Annotated in this window: 14 protein-coding genes and 1 pseudogene; 7 read left to right on the top strand and 8 right to left on the bottom strand. The window is 68.6% G+C overall.

Features of this window, described 5'->3' with window-relative positions:
* Positions 1-15 precede the first annotated feature (15 nt).
* Positions 16-444, top strand: coding sequence for a hypothetical protein (locus FPY90_RS08485; protein WP_071212799.1), 429 nt, complete (start codon positions 16-18; stop codon positions 442-444).
* Here the strand turns inward: FPY90_RS08485 and FPY90_RS08490 are convergent.
* Complete coding sequence (locus tag FPY90_RS08490) at positions 425-2,089, bottom strand: ATP-binding cassette domain-containing protein (RefSeq protein WP_498684989.1); 1,665 nt, start codon at positions 2,087-2,089, stop codon at positions 425-427. The genes FPY90_RS08485 and FPY90_RS08490 overlap by 20 nt on opposite strands.
* Before the next feature lie 223 nt (positions 2,090-2,312).
* Positions 2,313-3,329, bottom strand: a complete 1,017-nt coding sequence (locus FPY90_RS08495) for an NAD-dependent epimerase/dehydratase family protein (RefSeq protein ID WP_071212797.1) — start codon at positions 3,327-3,329, stop codon at positions 2,313-2,315.
* Positions 3,330-3,469: 140 nt separating this feature from the next.
* Here FPY90_RS08495 and FPY90_RS08500 point away from each other — a divergent pair, with 140 nt between their 5' ends.
* The 6 genes from FPY90_RS08500 (at position 3,470) to FPY90_RS08525 (ending at position 11,044) form a co-directional block, all read left to right on the top strand.
* Positions 3,470-4,063, top strand: coding sequence for a hypothetical protein (locus tag FPY90_RS08500; protein ID WP_071212796.1), 594 nt, complete (start codon positions 3,470-3,472; stop codon positions 4,061-4,063).
* Positions 4,064-4,132: 69 nt separating this feature from the next.
* Positions 4,133-4,729, top strand: a complete 597-nt coding sequence (locus FPY90_RS08505; RefSeq protein ID WP_139194658.1) for a hypothetical protein — start codon at positions 4,133-4,135, stop codon at positions 4,727-4,729.
* Positions 4,730-5,075: 346 nt separating this feature from the next.
* Positions 5,076-6,596: a pyridoxal phosphate-dependent decarboxylase family protein gene (locus FPY90_RS08510; protein ID WP_498684992.1), complete on the top strand. Its 1,521-nt coding sequence runs from the start codon at positions 5,076-5,078 to the stop codon at positions 6,594-6,596.
* Entirely contained in the window at positions 6,593-7,927 is a 1,335-nt protein-coding gene (locus FPY90_RS08515; RefSeq protein ID WP_498684994.1) for a lysine N(6)-hydroxylase/L-ornithine N(5)-oxygenase family protein, read from the top strand. Before FPY90_RS08510 ends, FPY90_RS08515 begins: the two co-directional genes overlap by 4 nt.
* Entirely contained in the window at positions 7,924-10,338 is a 2,415-nt protein-coding gene (locus FPY90_RS08520) for a GNAT family N-acetyltransferase (protein ID WP_498684995.1), read from the top strand. Before FPY90_RS08515 ends, FPY90_RS08520 begins: the two co-directional genes overlap by 4 nt.
* Before the next feature lie 127 nt (positions 10,339-10,465).
* The gene (locus FPY90_RS08525) at positions 10,466-11,044 is read left to right on the top strand and encodes a hypothetical protein (RefSeq protein WP_175475356.1); all 579 of its coding nucleotides are present in this window, start codon (positions 10,466-10,468) and stop codon (positions 11,042-11,044) included.
* Between the two features lie 83 nt (positions 11,045-11,127).
* Here FPY90_RS08525 and FPY90_RS08530 read toward each other — a convergent pair.
* From FPY90_RS08530 to FPY90_RS08555, 6 genes and pseudogenes are all read right to left on the bottom strand, one after another.
* Positions 11,128-11,712 (bottom strand): annotated as a pseudogene (locus FPY90_RS08530) (GNAT family N-acetyltransferase); the annotation flags it as partial.
* A gap of 41 nt (positions 11,713-11,753) precedes the next feature.
* Positions 11,754-12,449, bottom strand: coding sequence for a tyrosine-protein phosphatase (locus FPY90_RS08535; protein ID WP_498684996.1), 696 nt, complete (start codon positions 12,447-12,449; stop codon positions 11,754-11,756).
* Positions 12,446-12,652: a hypothetical protein gene (locus tag FPY90_RS08540; protein WP_498684998.1), complete on the bottom strand. Its 207-nt coding sequence runs from the start codon at positions 12,650-12,652 to the stop codon at positions 12,446-12,448. Before FPY90_RS08540 ends, FPY90_RS08535 begins: the two co-directional genes overlap by 4 nt.
* Before the next feature lie 175 nt (positions 12,653-12,827).
* Positions 12,828-13,700, bottom strand: a complete 873-nt coding sequence (locus FPY90_RS08545; RefSeq protein WP_071212788.1) for a 3-hydroxyacyl-CoA dehydrogenase family protein — start codon at positions 13,698-13,700, stop codon at positions 12,828-12,830.
* Entirely contained in the window at positions 13,697-14,485 is a 789-nt protein-coding gene (locus FPY90_RS08550) for an enoyl-CoA hydratase/isomerase family protein (RefSeq protein WP_498684999.1), read from the bottom strand. The genes FPY90_RS08545 and FPY90_RS08550 overlap by 4 nt, the downstream gene beginning before the upstream one ends.
* Before the next feature lie 2 nt (positions 14,486-14,487).
* A complete protein-coding gene (locus tag FPY90_RS08555; protein WP_071212786.1) occupies positions 14,488-15,711 on the bottom strand; it encodes a thiolase family protein in 1,224 nt (407 codons plus the stop codon).
* Positions 15,712-16,014: the final 303 nt, after the last annotated feature.

Consider the following 16,014-nt stretch of genomic DNA (forward strand, 5'->3'; position numbering starts at 1 on the left):
GAAAGGACATACACGTTGCGTACCGCATACAAGGTTATTGCCCACATCATTGCCGCTGCCGTTGTTGTTCAGGCAGCACTGATCGCTTGGTCCATGTTCGGGCTGATCCCCTCGCTGGAATCAGGGACGCTCCCCACCGAGCCCCCGTTGTCAGCGATGCTGCACGGCATGATCGGGATGTACGTCGTTCCGGTACTCGTGCTGGCGCTGGTGGTCGTCGCTTTGCTGGGCCACGCCGGACTCAAGTGGGCCCTGTGGCTCCTTCTGGCCGTGGCAGTGCAGATCACGTTGGCCTTCGTGGCCTTCGAATCGGCATGGGTGGGGCTGCTGCACGGCGCCAACGCCTTCGCCCTCATCGCGCTGGCCGAGGTCGGTGCGCGGGCGGTCGCCCATGCACCAGAGCATGTGCCGGGCACCAAGCATGTCATGCGTCCGGCGACGTAACCGCCCGTTGCATCTCCCATTCACGATCCGTGGCCAGCGCGGCGAGGAATTCCTCGTCGTGGCTGGCCACAACCATGGCACCGCCAAACGACTCGAGCGCCGAGAGCAACTGCTCGATCGTGGCCATGTCCAGGTTGTTCGTCGGCTCGTCGAGCAGCAGGAGCTGGGGAGCGGGGTCGGCCAGCAGGATCATCGCCAGGGCAACCCTGAATCTTTCACCACCTGACAACTGCGAGACCGGTTCATCGACCCGGCTCCCCCGGAAGTGGAATGCCGCCAGCTTCTCCCGCAAGGTCCCCGGCTCCACGCCCGGCGCCGCCAGACGCAGGTTCTCCAACATGCCCAGCCCGTCATGGAGGCCTGCCCAGCCGTCGGATTCCGCTGCGCCAAGCCGCTGGCGCAGGAAACCGGTCGGCACCTTGGCCGCGGCCTCGATCTGGCCCAGCAACGTCGACTTCCCGACACCGTTGCCACCGGCCAGCCCAATGCGTTCGGGCCCCCGGATCGCGAGCACCGAGTCCTCCGCCAGGGGCTCGGCGTGTTCGAGCACGGCCCCGCGGGAGATCGCGGAGACCGGGATTTCGACGATGCCGCGTCCCGCCGGAACGCGGGTGTCCGGAAGGTCGATGGCGATACGCAGGTCAACCGGCACCGCCTCGCGTGCGGCAGCCAGTTCCGCTGCAGCATCCGCTTCATGCGATTTCATGATGCCCCGGTTTTTGGCGGCGGACACCTCGGCCTGGTTGCGCAGCGAGTTGGCCAGGATCTTGGGCATCGATTCGGCGGCCTTCCTGCCTTGCTTGGCCCGCCTGGCGATCTTTGTCTCGGCCTCGCGGCCCTGGCGCTTCTCGATGGCCAGTTTTCGGCGGGCGTCGCTGAGACGGCGCTCGGCGCTGTCCCCCTCGTGGCCCAGGGCCTCGGCCCTGGAATCCCAGTCCCCGAAGCGCACCAGGTCGAACTTCTCGGCCCGCAGTGCCCGGACATTCACCGGCCGCAATTCCGCCAGCGAGTCGAGGAGCCGCAGCAGCGTCTTGTCGTGGGTGGAGACCACCAGGGTTCCGGGATGGCGCTGCACCATGTCGTAGAGGCGGTGGCGGGCGGTCCGGTCAAGGTTGTTCGTCGGCTCGTCCAGCAGCATGATGCCGGCGCCGCGGAGTTCGACCCCCGCCAGGCCCACGGCCATGGTTTCGCCGCCGGAGAGCGTACCCACGGTGCGCGTCAGGAATTCCGGGGCGACCGGCACCTCCAGATATCCGTTCAGCAGCGCCGACGACCGCTCCTCCAGGTCCCAGTCGTCACCGACGGCTTCCAGGTCGAGTTCCAGGTTCTCGGTGGTGTTCGCCAGGACGCGCTGCAGCGCAGCGAGCTTGGTGGCGATTCCCATGAGGTCGGCCACGCTGCGGCGGGTGTCAAGGACGATGTCTTGCGCCAGGTAGGCGGGTTGCGAGTCAGTGTGGATGGCGCCCCGAACGGGTGCCAGTTCGCCGGCGATCAGCCGCAGGAGCGTTGACTTGCCCGAGCCGTTGGGCCCGATCAGCCCGGTGGTTCCGCGCGAAAACGTGGTGGAGAGCCCTTCGAAGACGGTGCCGCCGTTGGGCCAGGAATAGCCGAGGCGGTCAATGACGATGGGGTTGTGGTGCTGCATGGTTGTTCTCGTTTCGACGGTGGATGCGCCGAAACATCACCATGGCCTCGATCTTGCCCCGGCATCGGGGTGGAGGGCATGGGGGTCCTGGCGCGGTTAGGCGAAGGCGAGAACTACAAGCACGTCATGTCCGTTCGTAGACAATGGGACCATTCAATCCTGCTGCCCACCGGTGCCGGGTGTCAAACGTCCGCGCCCCGGGCACCGGGACGGAGCCGGATTCTCAGCGAGCCAGGAGCCGCTGTTCTTCCGCCGCGGTGAGCCCGGAGCTCAGCGAATCCACATCGGTTTCCCCTCCGGAACGGACGATGTCTTCAAACGTCTGCCGCAGGCTCCGCCGGCGCAACCCCAGCTGCAGGGCACGGGCATCCGAGCGGCGGGCAAACCCTGCATATCCGTCGCCCGGCGGCAGCAGAAGCGGCAGCGATGTGGGACCCGCCCACGGATTCACACCGTCCGCCGCCATCCTGGACACGTCGTAGCCAACCACTTGGTGTTCGGGCGCCGGCCGCCCGTTGGAGGCTGCCACGGTTGCGGCCGCTTCCCGGGCCATCTCCAGCGCCTGGCCCAGGCGGTGCGCCTCGCCCACGGCGTTGACGTATCCGTGTTCCCCGGCCAGGCCCGCGTCGAGGATGAAGGCGGCGAGGTCGCGCACATCGATGATTTGCACATGGGCTTCCCCGTCGGGTGCCTTCGGGACGAGGACCGGATCCCGGCGTTCGGCGAAGCGCAGCGGCCAGTAGGTGCTGCGTCCACTCGGGTCCCCGGGACCGCCGATCAACCCGGGACGGACAACCAACGCCCCGCCGTTGCGATACCGGACGCTCACTTCCTCGCATGCGGACTTGGCCCGCCCGAAATCCGCATCCTCCCCGTCCTCCGCTCCGGGCAGCGGTTCGGCGGTCCTCGCGGTCTCGTCGGCGCCGGGTTCGGACTGGAGGTCATAGACCGAACACGAGGATATGAAGACCCAGTTCCCGGCCGATCCGCCAAGGTGTTGCACCGCCTCCCGTGCGAAAGGCGGCCTGTCGGTGAGCTCGATGACCAGGTCCCAGGCCCGGCCCGCCACCTGTTCGTAGGCGTCAGGTGCTTCGCGGTCGGCGATCACGGCGCGGACACCAGGGGTAAAAGGCTTGGTGCCGCGGGCCAGCGCGGTCACCGAGTGTCCGCGGTCCAGCGCCTGGAGGGAAATGGTTTGCCCCAGCCACCCGGTCCCGCCCAACAACAGAATCTGTTTCATGCTTCGAGCCAACAGCGCGCCCGGTCCAGCGGCAAGGCCTCTTCGTTCTTGGCGTAGGAACGCCCCGAGGGAATCCGACACATTGCAAGGATGGGTTGCCGAAGCGAGCGGGTACCGGGCGGCGCAGATAAGGTGAGGCCATGAAGCGTTTTTCGGGATTGATCGCAGCATTGGCCGGCCTTGGCCTCTTGCTGGCGGCCTGCGTGCCGATTGACGGGAACACCTCCGTCCCGACACCCGACGAATCCACGAGCTCCACCGGCGACACCTATGTGCCGCCCGTCGAAGCGCCGCGTGAGGATCTGCCGCTGCAGGAATACAGCACCATCGACCTCGACCAGCGGATCGCCAAGCTGCCGCACTCGATGGCCGCACCCCAGATCCAACAGGGATTGCACCCCATCGACTATGGAGTCCCGGGCAGCGAACAGGTGCTTTTGGCAGAGCAATTGACCGCAAGCAGCCGTTTTGCACTGCCCCGGGAAAACCCGGGCGACATGGTCCTCATCGAGGTGGCCTGCTCGAAGAGCATCGGCTTCGAGGTCATGCTCTTCGACATTAACGGGGCCCCGCTGGGCGGCGGCTCGTCATCGGAGTGTTCGCCCGGCGGGCCCAGCGGCTTTGGGATCGGCATCCGGGGCAACCCCCAGCTGGGCCAGGTGCAACTCGCCTTTGACCGGGAATCCGGGATGGAACTCAGCGTCGTGACCCTCACGCGCGCTGAAGGGCAGTGAATCCCGAATGATGCGGGATCGAACCCACTAAACCGCCCACACGCCGAAGCATGCGTATAGGGTCAGGTCATGAACCGTTTTTCGATGGTGGTTGCGACCCTGGCCGGGCTGGGGCTGTTGTTGACGGCCTGCATGCCGATTGACGGGAGCAACGATGCCCCGGAGCCTTCCTCCTCGAGCGGCGGAAACCACGATGCACACCCGCTGCCCATCCAGGTGACCGAAACACCGGTGCCCCTGCAGCCGTATTCCGCGGACGGGCTGAGAAAGCGAATCTCGCAGCTGCCGCCTTCCATGGCCGCCCACCAGATCCAGCAGGGCCTGCACCCGCTCGACGATGGCGAACCGGGCAGCGAGCACGTGGTGCTGGCCGAACGCTTCTCATCCAGCATGGACTTTGAACTGCCCCGCAATCTCACCAGCGACCGCATCAGCGTTGAATTGACCTGTTCAAGGTCAGTACCGCACGCTTTCTCGGTCATCGACGGCAATGGGCGGGAAACAGGCGGCAGCAGCAGCGTGGGCTCATGCGGTTCCGAGGGTCCCAGCGGCATGCGTGCCGGCCTGCGGGAAACCCAGGAAGCCGGGCAGATACAGGTCCGCTTCGAGGGTGAATCCGACATGGTGCTCAGCGTGGTCGCCTACACCGGTACGCAAGAGGACTGAAGAACCCCAAGGCCGCACCCGGTCTCCGGGCGCGCATTCCATTCATGGTGGACGCGCGCAACCTTTGAAGGTGCCGCTTCCCGACGCCGCCATGCCTTGTCAACGCCAGGCCTCTTCCTTGGTTCCTTCCGAATTGTTACACCCGGCAATTGGCGTCCTGCGGTCATTTCCGGGCACGCAGAAACACGACGGCCACTTTGGGCCGTCCGACATGGAATTTTTGGTTGCTTGTTGAACTTAAGTTGCATTAGCTCCCGCCACTGTGTCTTTAATATCTGGTCACGAGTTAGGTAAGCATAACCTTTCCATCTCGCATCGTGGCAGTCACCGATATTGAAGGAGCCCCATGACGCCCCAACGTCAACTGGCGCAATCCCTGTCCTCCCCTGCTGACCTTGCTGCCGGGCAATTGCTCACCAGCGATACCGCCGAAAGAATGGCCGAGGAGTTCGCCTCCGCAGCCCGGCTTGCGGCCCGAACGATTGCCGGAGCCACGGGCCCCACCACCGGGCCCCGCCCGGAAGCCCTGCGCGCCCGGCTCGACGCCGTGGACCTGCGCACACCGCTGGGCAGCACGGCCGCAGCCCTGGAAGAGGCCACCGAGCTGTACCTGCGAGATGCGGTCTACTTCCACCATCCGCGCTACGCCGCCCACCTGAACTGCCCTGTCGCCCTGCCAGCAATTGCCGCCGAGGCCCTGGTCACCACGGTGAACACCTCGATGGACACCTGGGACCAAAGCGCCGGCGCCACCCTCATCGAACAGCGGCTCGTCGACTGGGCAGCCGGCCTGGCCGGGCTGGGCCCGGACGCCGACGGCGTGTTCACCAGCGGCGGCACCGCCTCGAACCTCCAGGCCATGCTGCTGGCCCGCAACACCGCGGTGGCAGGGGCCCCGGGGTCGCTGCCCGAGTGCCTCGCCGGACTGCGCATCTATGCCTCCGCCGACAGCCACTTCAGCATCTCCACCTCCGCGTCCCTGCTGGGGCTGGGCGCCGAGGCGGTCGTTGCCATCGAGTGCGACGCGCTCCACCGGATGGACGCCTCCGCCCTGCGGCGCGCACTGGAAAAGGACAGAGCGGCCGGGCTGCGCGCCATGGCCATCGTGGCCACCGCCGGGACCACCGACTTCGGCTCCATCGACCCGCTGGTGGCCATCGGCTCCCTGGCCGCCGAACACGGGGCCTGGTTCCACGTCGATGCCGCCTACGGTTGCGGGCTGCTGGCCTCGCGGCGACACCGCGGGATGCTTGCCGGGATCGAGGCAGCCGATTCGGTGACAGTCGACTTCCACAAGTCCTTCTTCCAGCCCATCGGATCCAGCGCAATCCTGGTCCGCAACCGGGCGGCCCTTGCGTTGGTCTCGCACCACGCCGAGTACCTGAACCCCGCCGCCGAGGCCGGGCGCACCCCCAACCAGGTCGACAAGTCCCTGGCCACAACCCGCCGCTTCGACGCCCTCAAGCTCTGGGTGACGCTGCGCGCGCTGGGCACCGAGGCGATCGGGCAGATGTTCGACTCGGTCATGGACCTCGCGGCCGCCGCCGCAGCGATGGTTCAAGCGCACCCCGAGCTCGAGCTCGCCGCCGAGGTGCAATTGAGCACCGTGGTCTTCCGCTACGTGCCGTCTGGCCCCGAAGCCGCCACGGACACCGCGACCGAGCCGCTGGCCAACGCCATCCGCACGGCACTCTACGACTCCGGGGCAGCCATGGTCGCTGCCACGACCATCGACGGGGTGCGCCACCTGAAACTGACGCTGTTGAACCCGAACACCACGCACGGTGACGTCGCGGGAATCCTCGATGCCGTGGTGTCCCGCGGCCGGGCGATCTGCCAGATGCGCACCGGGATGGCTGCCGCATGAGCGCGCCGCTTCACGACCGAATCTGGGATGCCGTGGGCATCGGCGCCGGCCCCTTCAACCTCGGCTTCGCGGCGCTGGCGGACACCGCGCCGGGGCTCGAGGTGCTGGTGCTTGAGCGCGCCGAGGAATTCGCCTGGCACCCGGGCATGATGCTCGAGGGGACCCACCTGCAGGTTCCCTTCATGGCCGACCTGGTCACCATGGCCGATCCCGCCCACCCGCTCTCCTTTCTGAACCACCTGAAGGACACCGGACGCCTCTACCCGTTCTACATCCGTGAGAACTTCTACCCGCTGCGCGAGGAATACAACAACTACCTGCGCTGGGCGGCCGCCCGCCTGCCCTCGGTGCGCTTCGGTGCGCACGTGGCCGCGGCCCGCTACGCCGACGGCCTGTACGAGCTCGACGTGCACACCGGCGACGGCGTCTCCACCGTGCGCACCCGCCGCCTGGTGCTGGGCACCGGCACCACCCCGCACCTGCCCGCTTCCGTCCCCGCATCCGTGCTGGGAACCGGGGCCGCGGTGCACAGCAGCGGCTACCGTCCCGCCCGCGCAGCGATCGCCGCGGGCTCCCGCATCGCGGTGGTGGGCAGCGGACAGAGCGCCGCGGAGGTCTTCGCCGACCTGCTCGGGACCCTGGGTCCGGAGCAGCACCTGCAGTGGGTGACCCGCTCCGCGCGCTTTTTCCCGCTCGAATACACCAAGCTGACCCTGGAGATGACCTCACCGGAATACATCGACCACTTCCACGGGTTGCCGCAGGGCACCCGCGACGCGCTTTCGGCCAGCCAGAAGGGCCTGTACAAGGGCATCAACGCCGAGTTGATCGACGAGATCCACGAGCTGCTCTACCGCCGCCAGGTCTCCGGGCACGCCCCGGCCACCCTCCGCGCTGCCACGTCCCTGCAGGGCATCGAACACCGCGACGGCGCCCTGGAGATGCTGCTGCGCAACCAGGACGACGGCGGGGAGTTCTCCACCGTGGCCGACACCATGGTGCTGGCCACCGGCTACGCCTACCGCGAGCCGGCCTTCCTGGCCGGGCTCGGGGAGCGCATCAACCGATTTGCCGACGGCCGGCTGGATGTTGACCGGAACTACGCGGTCAACAACGACGGCGACGTGCTGGTGCAGAACGCCGAGCTGCACACCCACGGCTTCACCGCCCCCGACCTCGGCATGGGCGCGTACCGCAACTCCGTGATCATCAACCGGATCCTGGGATACGAGCACTACGCGGTGGAAAAACGCATCGGGTTCCAGTCCTTCGGCAGCCCCGCCACCGCCCCCGCATCGCCCTCCCCCACGCTCGAAGGAGCCCACGCATGATTTTCACGCCCGCCATCGTCCTTCCCCCGGCCCGCCGCACCGCGCCGGCGGCCACCGACTTCACCCTCCGCCGCTTCGATCCGGGAACCGACGCCGCCTTGCTGCACGGATGGGTGAACACCGAGCGGGCCCGCTACTGGGGCATGATCGGCACGACCGTCCCCGAGGTCCGCGCCGCCTACGAGCAGCTCGACGGCTCGGCGCACCACCACGTGCTGCTGGGCCTGCTGCCCGCCCCGCGCGGTGCGGCCGAACCGGAACCGATGTTCCTGCTCGAGCACTATGCCCCGGAACACTCGGCGCTGGCCGGCCGCTACGCCCACCGGCACGGCGACACCGGCATGCACCTGCTGCTCGCCGGCCCCGGGGACGGCAAGGCCCTGCCGGGCTTCAGCGCCGCGGCCATGGAGGCGGCGCTCGCCCACCTCTTCGCGGATCCGGCGGTGCTGCGGATCGTGGTCGAGCCCGACGCCGCGAACACCGCCGTCCACTCGCTGAACTCCCGGCTGGGTTTCCGCCCCGCCGGCCGGATCGAGCTGCCGGGCGGGGACGACACCCCGGCCAAGACCGCGCTGCTTTCGATCTGCACCAGGGCGGACTTCGCCGCCGCGACGGCCCGCCCCGCAAGTGCCGCCGTGCACCTGTCCCCCGGCCGCTGGGAGAACGCCAACCGCCACCTGCTGGCCAAGGCGATTGCCGAGTTCACCCACGAGCGGCTGCTGGCCCCCGTGCCCGCGGACGGCGGCTGGTCCGTGGGCACCGGAACCCACACATACCGCTTTTCCGCGACCGTCCACGCCCTGGAGCACTGGGTCATCGACCCGGATTCGCTGGAAGCCACCGTCAACGGGGAGCCTGCGGCCCCGGACGCCGCCGCCTTCGTGCTGGCCTTCCGCGACACCCTGGGCATGCCCGACGCCCAGCTGCCGGTGTACCTCGAGGAAATCACCAGCACCCTGGCTTCGCACTGCTACAAGCAGCTGCACTCCACGGCGAGCGCGGCAGAGCTGGCCGCCGGGACCGGGGACGCGGTCGCCGACTTCCAGCGCACCGAGGCCGCGATGACCGAGGGGCACCCGTGCTTCGTGGCCAACAACGGCCGGCTGGGCCTGGGCGCCACCGGCTACCTGGACCACGCCCCGGAGACCGGGGCGGCCCTGGCCCTGCAGTGGATTGCCGCGCACGGCTCCCGCGCCAGCTACAGCACGCTGCCCGGGCTGGATGTCGAGACGCTGCTGCAGGACGAGCTCGGTGCCCGGCAGCTGGCGCGCTTCCGGGCACGGATCGCCGAGGCCTGCGCGGCCAGCGGCCTGGACCCGGAGGACTTCGTGCTCATCCCGGTCCACCCCTGGCAGTGGGAGCACAAGCTCTCCGTCGGTTTCGCCGGGGATGTCGCCAGCGGGCACCTGGTGCACCTGGGTGCCGGGGCGGACCTCTACCAGCCGCAGCAGTCGATCCGCACCTTCTTCAACCGCAGCGCGCCGACGCGCCACTACGTGAAGACCGCCCTGTCGGTGCTGAACATGGGCTTCATGCGCGGGCTCTCGGCCGCCTACATGGAGGGCACCCCGGCCATCAACGCGTGGCTGTCCGGCATCTTCGCGAACGACGCGGAACTGGCCGGCGGCAACGTGGGGCTGCTGCGCGAGATCGCCGCGGTCGGCTACGCCAACCCGCTCTACGAGGCTGCCGGCCCCGATGCCCCGCAGCGCAAGATGCTGGCCGCGCTCTGGCGCGAGTCCCCCGCCGCGTCGATCGCGCCCGGGCAGCAGCTGGCCACCATGGCCTCGCTGCTGCACGTGGATTCGGCCGGCGCCTCGCTGGCCGCCGCGCACATCCGCCGCTCGGGGCTCGCCGCCACCGACTGGCTGTCCCGCTACTTCGACGCCTACCTGGTGCCGCTGGTGCACTGCCTGTGCCGCTACGACCTGGCGTTCATGCCGCACGGGGAAAACGTCATCCTGGTGCTGGAGGATTCGGTCCCGGTGAAGGTGCTGCACAAGGACCTGGCCGAGGAGGTCGCGGTGCTCGGGGACCGGCAGCCGCTGCCGCCCCAGGTCGAGCGGATCCGGGCCGCGGTCCCGGACGCCGAGCGCCGGCTGGTGGTCTTCACCGACATCGTCGACTGCTTCCTGCGCTTCCTCGCGCCGCTGCTGGCCCGCGAGGGGATCTGCAGCGAGGATCGGTTCTGGGACACCGCCGCACGCAGCCTGCGCGACTACCGCGACCGGCACCCGGAGACGGCCGCGGCGTTCGAGGCGCTGGACCTCTTTGCCGCGGACTTCGAGCTCTCCTGCCTGAACCGGCTGCAGCTGCGCAACAACGCGCAGATGCTGGATCTCACCGACCAGTCCGGCGGGCTGATCTACGCCGGGACCCTGACCAACCCGCTGGCCGGGCGCGGGCGCTGAGACCCGGCCGGGGCCGCCTTCGGGCGGTCCCGGCCAGCCGCCGCCGTCCGTTCCCCTCCGCCCAGATGATGCCCAAACGTTATTGTGCGCTTGCCGCTTGGCCCGCTCCAACGGCTAGGCTCAAACGATGAAACGGTATCTGACCACTGCGTTGGCGGCAGCGCTTCTGGCTTCGGCGACAACCGGCTGCGTCCCGCTGGAGCTGCCGCCACCGGCCTCCTCCCCGGTCGCCGAGCCGCTGCCGCTCGAGCCGGTACCCGGCACCCCGGTCCCGGACCTGAAGACCTACTCCGCCGAGGGACTCGCCGAGCGGGTGTCGGGCCTCTCGAAAAGCTCCCCCGCCCGAGCGATGCTCGAGGGCACTTTCACCTACGACTCCGCCGTTCCCGGGTCCGTGCAACTGCTCTATGCCGAAAAGTCCGACGGCGGCCAGCGTGCCATCATCCAACTGGACGACGAGGCCAACGCCATCGGGCACTACGTCTGGTGCGCCGAGGACGCACGGTACAGCCTCGATATCGCGGACGGCACCACGGGCAGCGACTACGGAGGCGCTTCCAGTACCTGCAACACCAGCGGTTCCTCGGGAGGCTCCGGCGGCCTGCCCGACGGCGTCGGGTCGGTCTTCGTCGATTTCGCCCCCTCCGCCGAGGTATCGGCGGAGGTCATCGTGTTCAGCTACACGCGGGCGCCGTTCGACGGCTGACCGCCGGCTGCCGGGGTCGCGCTTCCCGTTCCCGCGGCGGGACCCGGTGGTTCCGTCCTCCGCTGCACCTGGTTGCCCAGGTGCCTGGCCAGCCGGTGTTCGAGTCCGGCACGGACCTGGGGCCATTCGGGGGCGATGATCGAGTACACGCAGGTGTCGCGCAGCGATCCGTCGGCCGTGCGCCGGTGCGCGCGCAGCACCCCGTCAAGCTTGGCACCCAGGCGCTCGATTGCGGCGCGGGAGGCCATGTTCATCCAATGCGTGCGGAACTCCACGGCCGGGCAGCCCAGGACCTCGAAGGCATGGGTGAGCAGCAGGAGCTTGGAGTCGACGTTCGTGCCGGTTCCCCGCACCGAGGCCCGGTTCCACGTCGAGCCGATCTCCACCCTGGGCAGCACGGGGTCGATGTCCATGAAGGTGGTCATGCCCAGCACCACGGAATCGGCATTGCGCCGGGTGACGAAGGGCAGCATCGAGCCGGCCTCCTGCAACGCCAGCCGGCGGTCGATCTCCGCGCCCATCTGCTCCGGCGACGGTACCGCCGTATACCAAAGTTTCCAGACCTCGCCGTCGCGCACGGCCGCCACCAGTTCGTCGTGGTGGGATGGGGCCAGCGGTTCGAGCGTGACCAGCGAACCGGCCAGCGTCACGGGAACAATCTGAGTCATCTATTCAGCCTACGGCGCGCGGGCTCCGGATGCCGGGAAATTCAGGTGAGCCGGTTCTTGATCGCTTCGAGCTCCGTCTCGCTGAGCCCGTGCTCCCGCAGGAAGTCTTCGACGCGCAGCGAGGCGACGAACTCCCCCAGCGCCCGGAGCCGTTCGTGCAGCGGGCCGAGGAGGTCTTGTTCCTCGAGGTAGGACTCGTGGGGGTGCTTGTAGGCGCTGATCCTGTGCCAGTCGTTGATCCCGCGCAACGCTGCCTCGTATTGGGGTTCGAGCAGGTCTTCGCGGCCCACCAATTCGAGCAGCATCGAGACGATCAGCCCGGTGCGGTCCCGTCCCGCCGAGCAATGCAGCACGATCTTGCCCTCGGCCGCGGCGATCTGGTGGAACACCTCGGCAATCCGTTCGGGGAAGAACGCGAGGTTCTCCGGATACATGCGCGGGTGGTTCATGTAGGGCACCGCGAGCGCCTCGAACTCCGGGTGGCCGGGCTCCTCGGTGGGGGAATTGATGATGGTGATCCCCGCCTTGGCGGCCTCGTCGACGTCGGGATCGGTGTGCCGGCGGGTCCGTTCGCCGGGATTGCGCAGGTCGATGACGGTGCGCACCCCGTCGGCATAGGCCTGCTGCCACCCGGTGGTGGTCAGCCACTCGCTGCGTCCCATGCGGTAGATCTTCCCCAGCACCTGGCGCGCGTTCACGGCGCCTTCCCATCTCGGCTGGTCCATCGAATTGCTCACTGATTCCATGCTCCATCCTGCTCCCGGAAGCCGAACTCCGGCACCACCGCGTGGCGGGCCTGCCCGTCCCGGGGAAATTCCAGCTCCGCCGGGGCCAGCCCGGGAACCTCCGCGAAGGCGGTGCCCAAGTGGTCGATGAAGCGGCTTTCGAACTCCGGCGCGTCCCCGGCCGGGACCCCGATACGCATGGTCAGCGCCTGCATCTGCGGATCTTCCCCTCCCCCGGACGACAACCTGGTGGCCCGCCGTGCGGGCCTTGTTCCACGCTACCGAAGAACTCCCGCGGTTTCCCGCATGGCCCGGCCCACGGGCAGGCAAGGGCCGGTGCCCGGAGGGGCGATGGAACGCCTCCGGGCACCGGCTGCGCGGTTCGGCGAACTACCTGGCGTCGTTCCAGTCGTAGAAGCCCTTGCCGGTCTTGCGGCCCAGGTGGCCCGCCTCGACCAGGTCGCGCAGGATCTGCGGCGGGGCGAAGCGGTCGCCCAGGGTCTCGTGCAGGTATTCGGCAATGCCCAGGCGCACGTCCAGGCCCACGATGTCGGTGGTCTTCAGCGGCCCGGTCGGGTGCTTGTAGCCCAGCACCATGGCGTTGTCGATGTCCTCGGCGCTTGCGACGCCCTCTTCGACCATGCGCATGGCCTCCAGCGCGATCGCCACGCCCAGGCGAGAGGAGGCGAAGCCGGGGGCGTCGTTGACGACCACCGCGGTCTTGCCCAGGGCCTTGACCCAGCCGCGGGCCGCCTCGATCACTTCTTCGGAGCTCTGCTTGGCGATGACCACCTCGATCAGGGTCGAGGCCGGCACCGGGTTGAAGAAGTGCAGGCCCAGGAAGTTTTCCGGGCGCTGCAGCTCGGCGGCCAGTCCGCTCATCGACAGCGAGGAGGTGTTCGAAGCCAGGATCGCATCGGGCGCGAGGTTTTCCTCGACCCTCTGCAGCGAGGAGACCTTCAGGTCCCAGATTTCCGGGACCGCCTCGACCACGAGGGACCGGTCGGCGAAGTCGGCGTAGTCCACCGAGACGTGCAGGCGCGAAGCCATCTCGCCGAGGTTCGCATCGGTGGCGCCGCGCTCGATCGACTTCGCCGCGGCCGATTCGACGCGCTCGCGCGCCGCGATGGCCGAAGCCTCGTCGCGCTCGACGACCAGCACATCGCACCCGTTGACCAGGAACGCGTGGGCGATGCCTGCGCCCATGCGTCCGCCGCCGAGCACACCGACCTTGGCGGGGAGTGAATTGGGGAGGGTTGTCATTGCTTCTTCTTCCTGTCCAGGAATTCCTGCATGCGGTCGAACTTGGCCTGGGACTCGAAGAGCATCCCCTGGGCCAGGGTGTCGATGACGGGGTGCGCCTCGCGCGGGGCGTGGAACACCGACTTGGTGATGCGCACGGCCAGCGCGTCCTGCTTGCCGATGCGGTCGGCCAGTGCGGAGGCGGCCTCCAGCAGGTCCTTGCCCTCGACGAGTTCGGTGATCAGCCCGACGCGCAGGGCCTCGTCGCCCGTGAGCACCTTCCCGGCCAGCAGGATCTCCTTGGCGACGGGTTCGCCCACGAGCTCCTTCAGCCGCCAGGTGGCTCCGGCTGCGGCCATGATGCCGAGCCCGGTTTCGGGGTTGCCCATGCGCAGCTCGGGGGTGCCGATGCGGAAGTCCGCCGCGTACGCCAGTTCCGCCCCGCCGCCCAGCGCGAACCCGTCCAGGGCCGCGATGACCGGCATCGGCAGCTTGGCGAGCCTGTCGAAGATGCCCGAGTTGATCCCCGCCAGCGCATCGTCGCGCCGGCGCATCCGCAGCTCGGCGATGTCGGCGCCGGAGGCGAAGATGCCCTTGGTGCCGGTGCCCGGGTCCGCCGGGGTGCCGGAGAGCACCAGGACCTTCGGGGTGGCCTCCAGGTAGGCGCACACCGCGTGCAGCTCGTCGACCATCAGCTGGTCGATGGCGTTTTTGACCTCCGGGCGGTCAAGCCGGACATAGAGCCGGTCGTCGAATTCGGTGAGCTTCAGGGTCGTGAAACCGGAAGGCTCCAAGCGCTCCGCCATGCCTAGACCCCCTCGATGAGCAGCGCGGCGCCCTGGCCGACGCCCACGCACATGGTGGCCAGGCCCAGCTTGGACCCGCCTTCCTGGACTTCGCGCTGCAGGCGTCCCAGCAGGGTGATCACGATGCGGGAGCCCGAGGACCCCAGTGGGTGGCCCAGCGCGATGGCCCCGCCGTCCCGGTTCACGATTTCCGGATCCAGCCCCAGTTCGCGCATGGAGGCCAGCGACTGCGAGGAGAAGGCCTCGTTGAGCTCCACGGCGGCGAGCTCCCCGACGGTGCGGCCGGAGCGCTCCATGACCTTGCGGGTGGCAGGGACCGGGCCGACGCCCATGATCTCCGGGGCCAGGCCGGCGGAGGCGCCGTCGATGATGCGGGCGCGCGGGACAAGGCCGTACTTCTTGATGGCGGCCTCGGAGGCGACGATGATGGCCGAGGCGCCGTCGTTGAGGGTGGAGGCGTTGCCGGCGGTGACCACGGTGCCGCCCTTGACGACCGGGCGCAGCTTGCCCAGCACCTCCATGGTGGTCCCGGGGCGCGGCCCCTCGTCGGTGTCCACGACGACCTCGCCCTTGCGGGTCTTCACGGTGACCGGGACGATCTCGTCCTTGAAGCGGCCCGCCTCGATGGCGGCAAGCGCGCGTTCGTGGGAGCGCACGGCAAAGGCATCGCAATCCTCGCGGGAGGTGCCATAGACGCGGGCGACTTCCTCGGCCGTTTCGGGCATCGAGAAGGTGGCCTTGCCCTCGCGGGACAGCTCGCCGGAGAGGAATTCGGGGTTCGGGAAGCGCCAGCCGATGGAGGTGTCGTAGCTGGCGCCCGGCTTGGCGAAGGCCTTGTCGGGCTTCTCCATGACCCAGGGGGCGCGGGACATGGACTCGACGCCGCCTGCGACGACGATGTCCGCGGCACCGGCCTTGATCATGTGGCTGGCCATGGTGATGGCGCTCATGCCGGAGGCACACAGGCGGTTCACGGTGATGCCCGGGACTGAATCCTCGAAGCCGGCCAGCAGCCAGGCCATGCGGGCGACGTTGCGGTTTTCCTCGCCGGCGCCGTTGGCGTTGCCGAAGATGACCTCGTCGACATCGGCCGGGTCGATGCCGGCGCGCTCGACGGCGGCCTTGATGGCGATGGCCGCCAGGTCGTCGGGGCGCACGCTGGACAGCGCCCCGCCGTAACGTCCCACCGGTGTGCGGGCTCCGCCCACCAAGAATGCCTCGGTCATAACAACTCCTTTGTCATTCGGTGCATGCCCAGGTCCGTCCGATGGTTTGCCCAGCGGAAGGAACCGTTCGTACACCGTTTTTTGGCCCCGATTGCCGCTCCCTGAGCGGGAACGGCCGAATAACCGACCATTCGTTCACTAATACAATCCCATCTTGCCACAAGCGGGGTCAACCACCCGGCAAGCAAACTTTTCGGGTTGACCACGCCAATTCCCTGCCGTATCGTCTTCCACTTGACCGACTCCGGGCCCTGCCCGGATCGTGGACCGTCACCGTCCAGGCCTTCAACATGGACTTGGGCG

Origin of the sequence: Arthrobacter sp. C2, assembly GCA_024207135.1 — a bacterium.
Taxonomy (GTDB): domain Bacteria; phylum Actinomycetota; class Actinomycetes; order Actinomycetales; family Micrococcaceae; genus Paeniglutamicibacter.

What these genes read in the sequence shown, in the direction of transcription:
- FPY90_RS08490 (WP_498684989.1), bottom strand. Translation starts at nt 2,089, where the DNA reads ATGCAGCACCACAACCCCATCGTCATTGACCGCCTCGGCTATTCCTGG.
- FPY90_RS08495 (WP_071212797.1), bottom strand. Translation starts at nt 3,329, where the DNA reads ATGAAACAGATTCTGTTGTTGGGCGGGACCGGGTGGCTGGGGCAAACC.
- FPY90_RS08500 (WP_071212796.1), top strand. Translation starts at nt 3,470, where the DNA reads ATGAAGCGTTTTTCGGGATTGATCGCAGCATTGGCCGGCCTTGGCCTC.
- FPY90_RS08505 (WP_139194658.1), top strand. Translation starts at nt 4,133, where the DNA reads ATGAACCGTTTTTCGATGGTGGTTGCGACCCTGGCCGGGCTGGGGCTG.
- FPY90_RS08510 (WP_498684992.1), top strand. Translation starts at nt 5,076, where the DNA reads ATGACGCCCCAACGTCAACTGGCGCAATCCCTGTCCTCCCCTGCTGAC.
- FPY90_RS08515 (WP_498684994.1), top strand. Translation starts at nt 6,593, where the DNA reads ATGAGCGCGCCGCTTCACGACCGAATCTGGGATGCCGTGGGCATCGGC.
- FPY90_RS08520 (WP_498684995.1), top strand. Translation starts at nt 7,924, where the DNA reads ATGATTTTCACGCCCGCCATCGTCCTTCCCCCGGCCCGCCGCACCGCG.
- FPY90_RS08525 (WP_175475356.1), top strand. Translation starts at nt 10,466, where the DNA reads ATGAAACGGTATCTGACCACTGCGTTGGCGGCAGCGCTTCTGGCTTCG.
- FPY90_RS08540 (WP_498684998.1), bottom strand. Translation starts at nt 12,652, where the DNA reads ATGCAGGCGCTGACCATGCGTATCGGGGTCCCGGCCGGGGACGCGCCG.
- FPY90_RS08545 (WP_071212788.1), bottom strand. Translation starts at nt 13,700, where the DNA reads ATGACAACCCTCCCCAATTCACTCCCCGCCAAGGTCGGTGTGCTCGGC.
- FPY90_RS08550 (WP_498684999.1), bottom strand. Translation starts at nt 14,485, where the DNA reads ATGGCGGAGCGCTTGGAGCCTTCCGGTTTCACGACCCTGAAGCTCACC.
- FPY90_RS08555 (WP_071212786.1), bottom strand. Translation starts at nt 15,711, where the DNA reads ATGACCGAGGCATTCTTGGTGGGCGGAGCCCGCACACCGGTGGGACGT.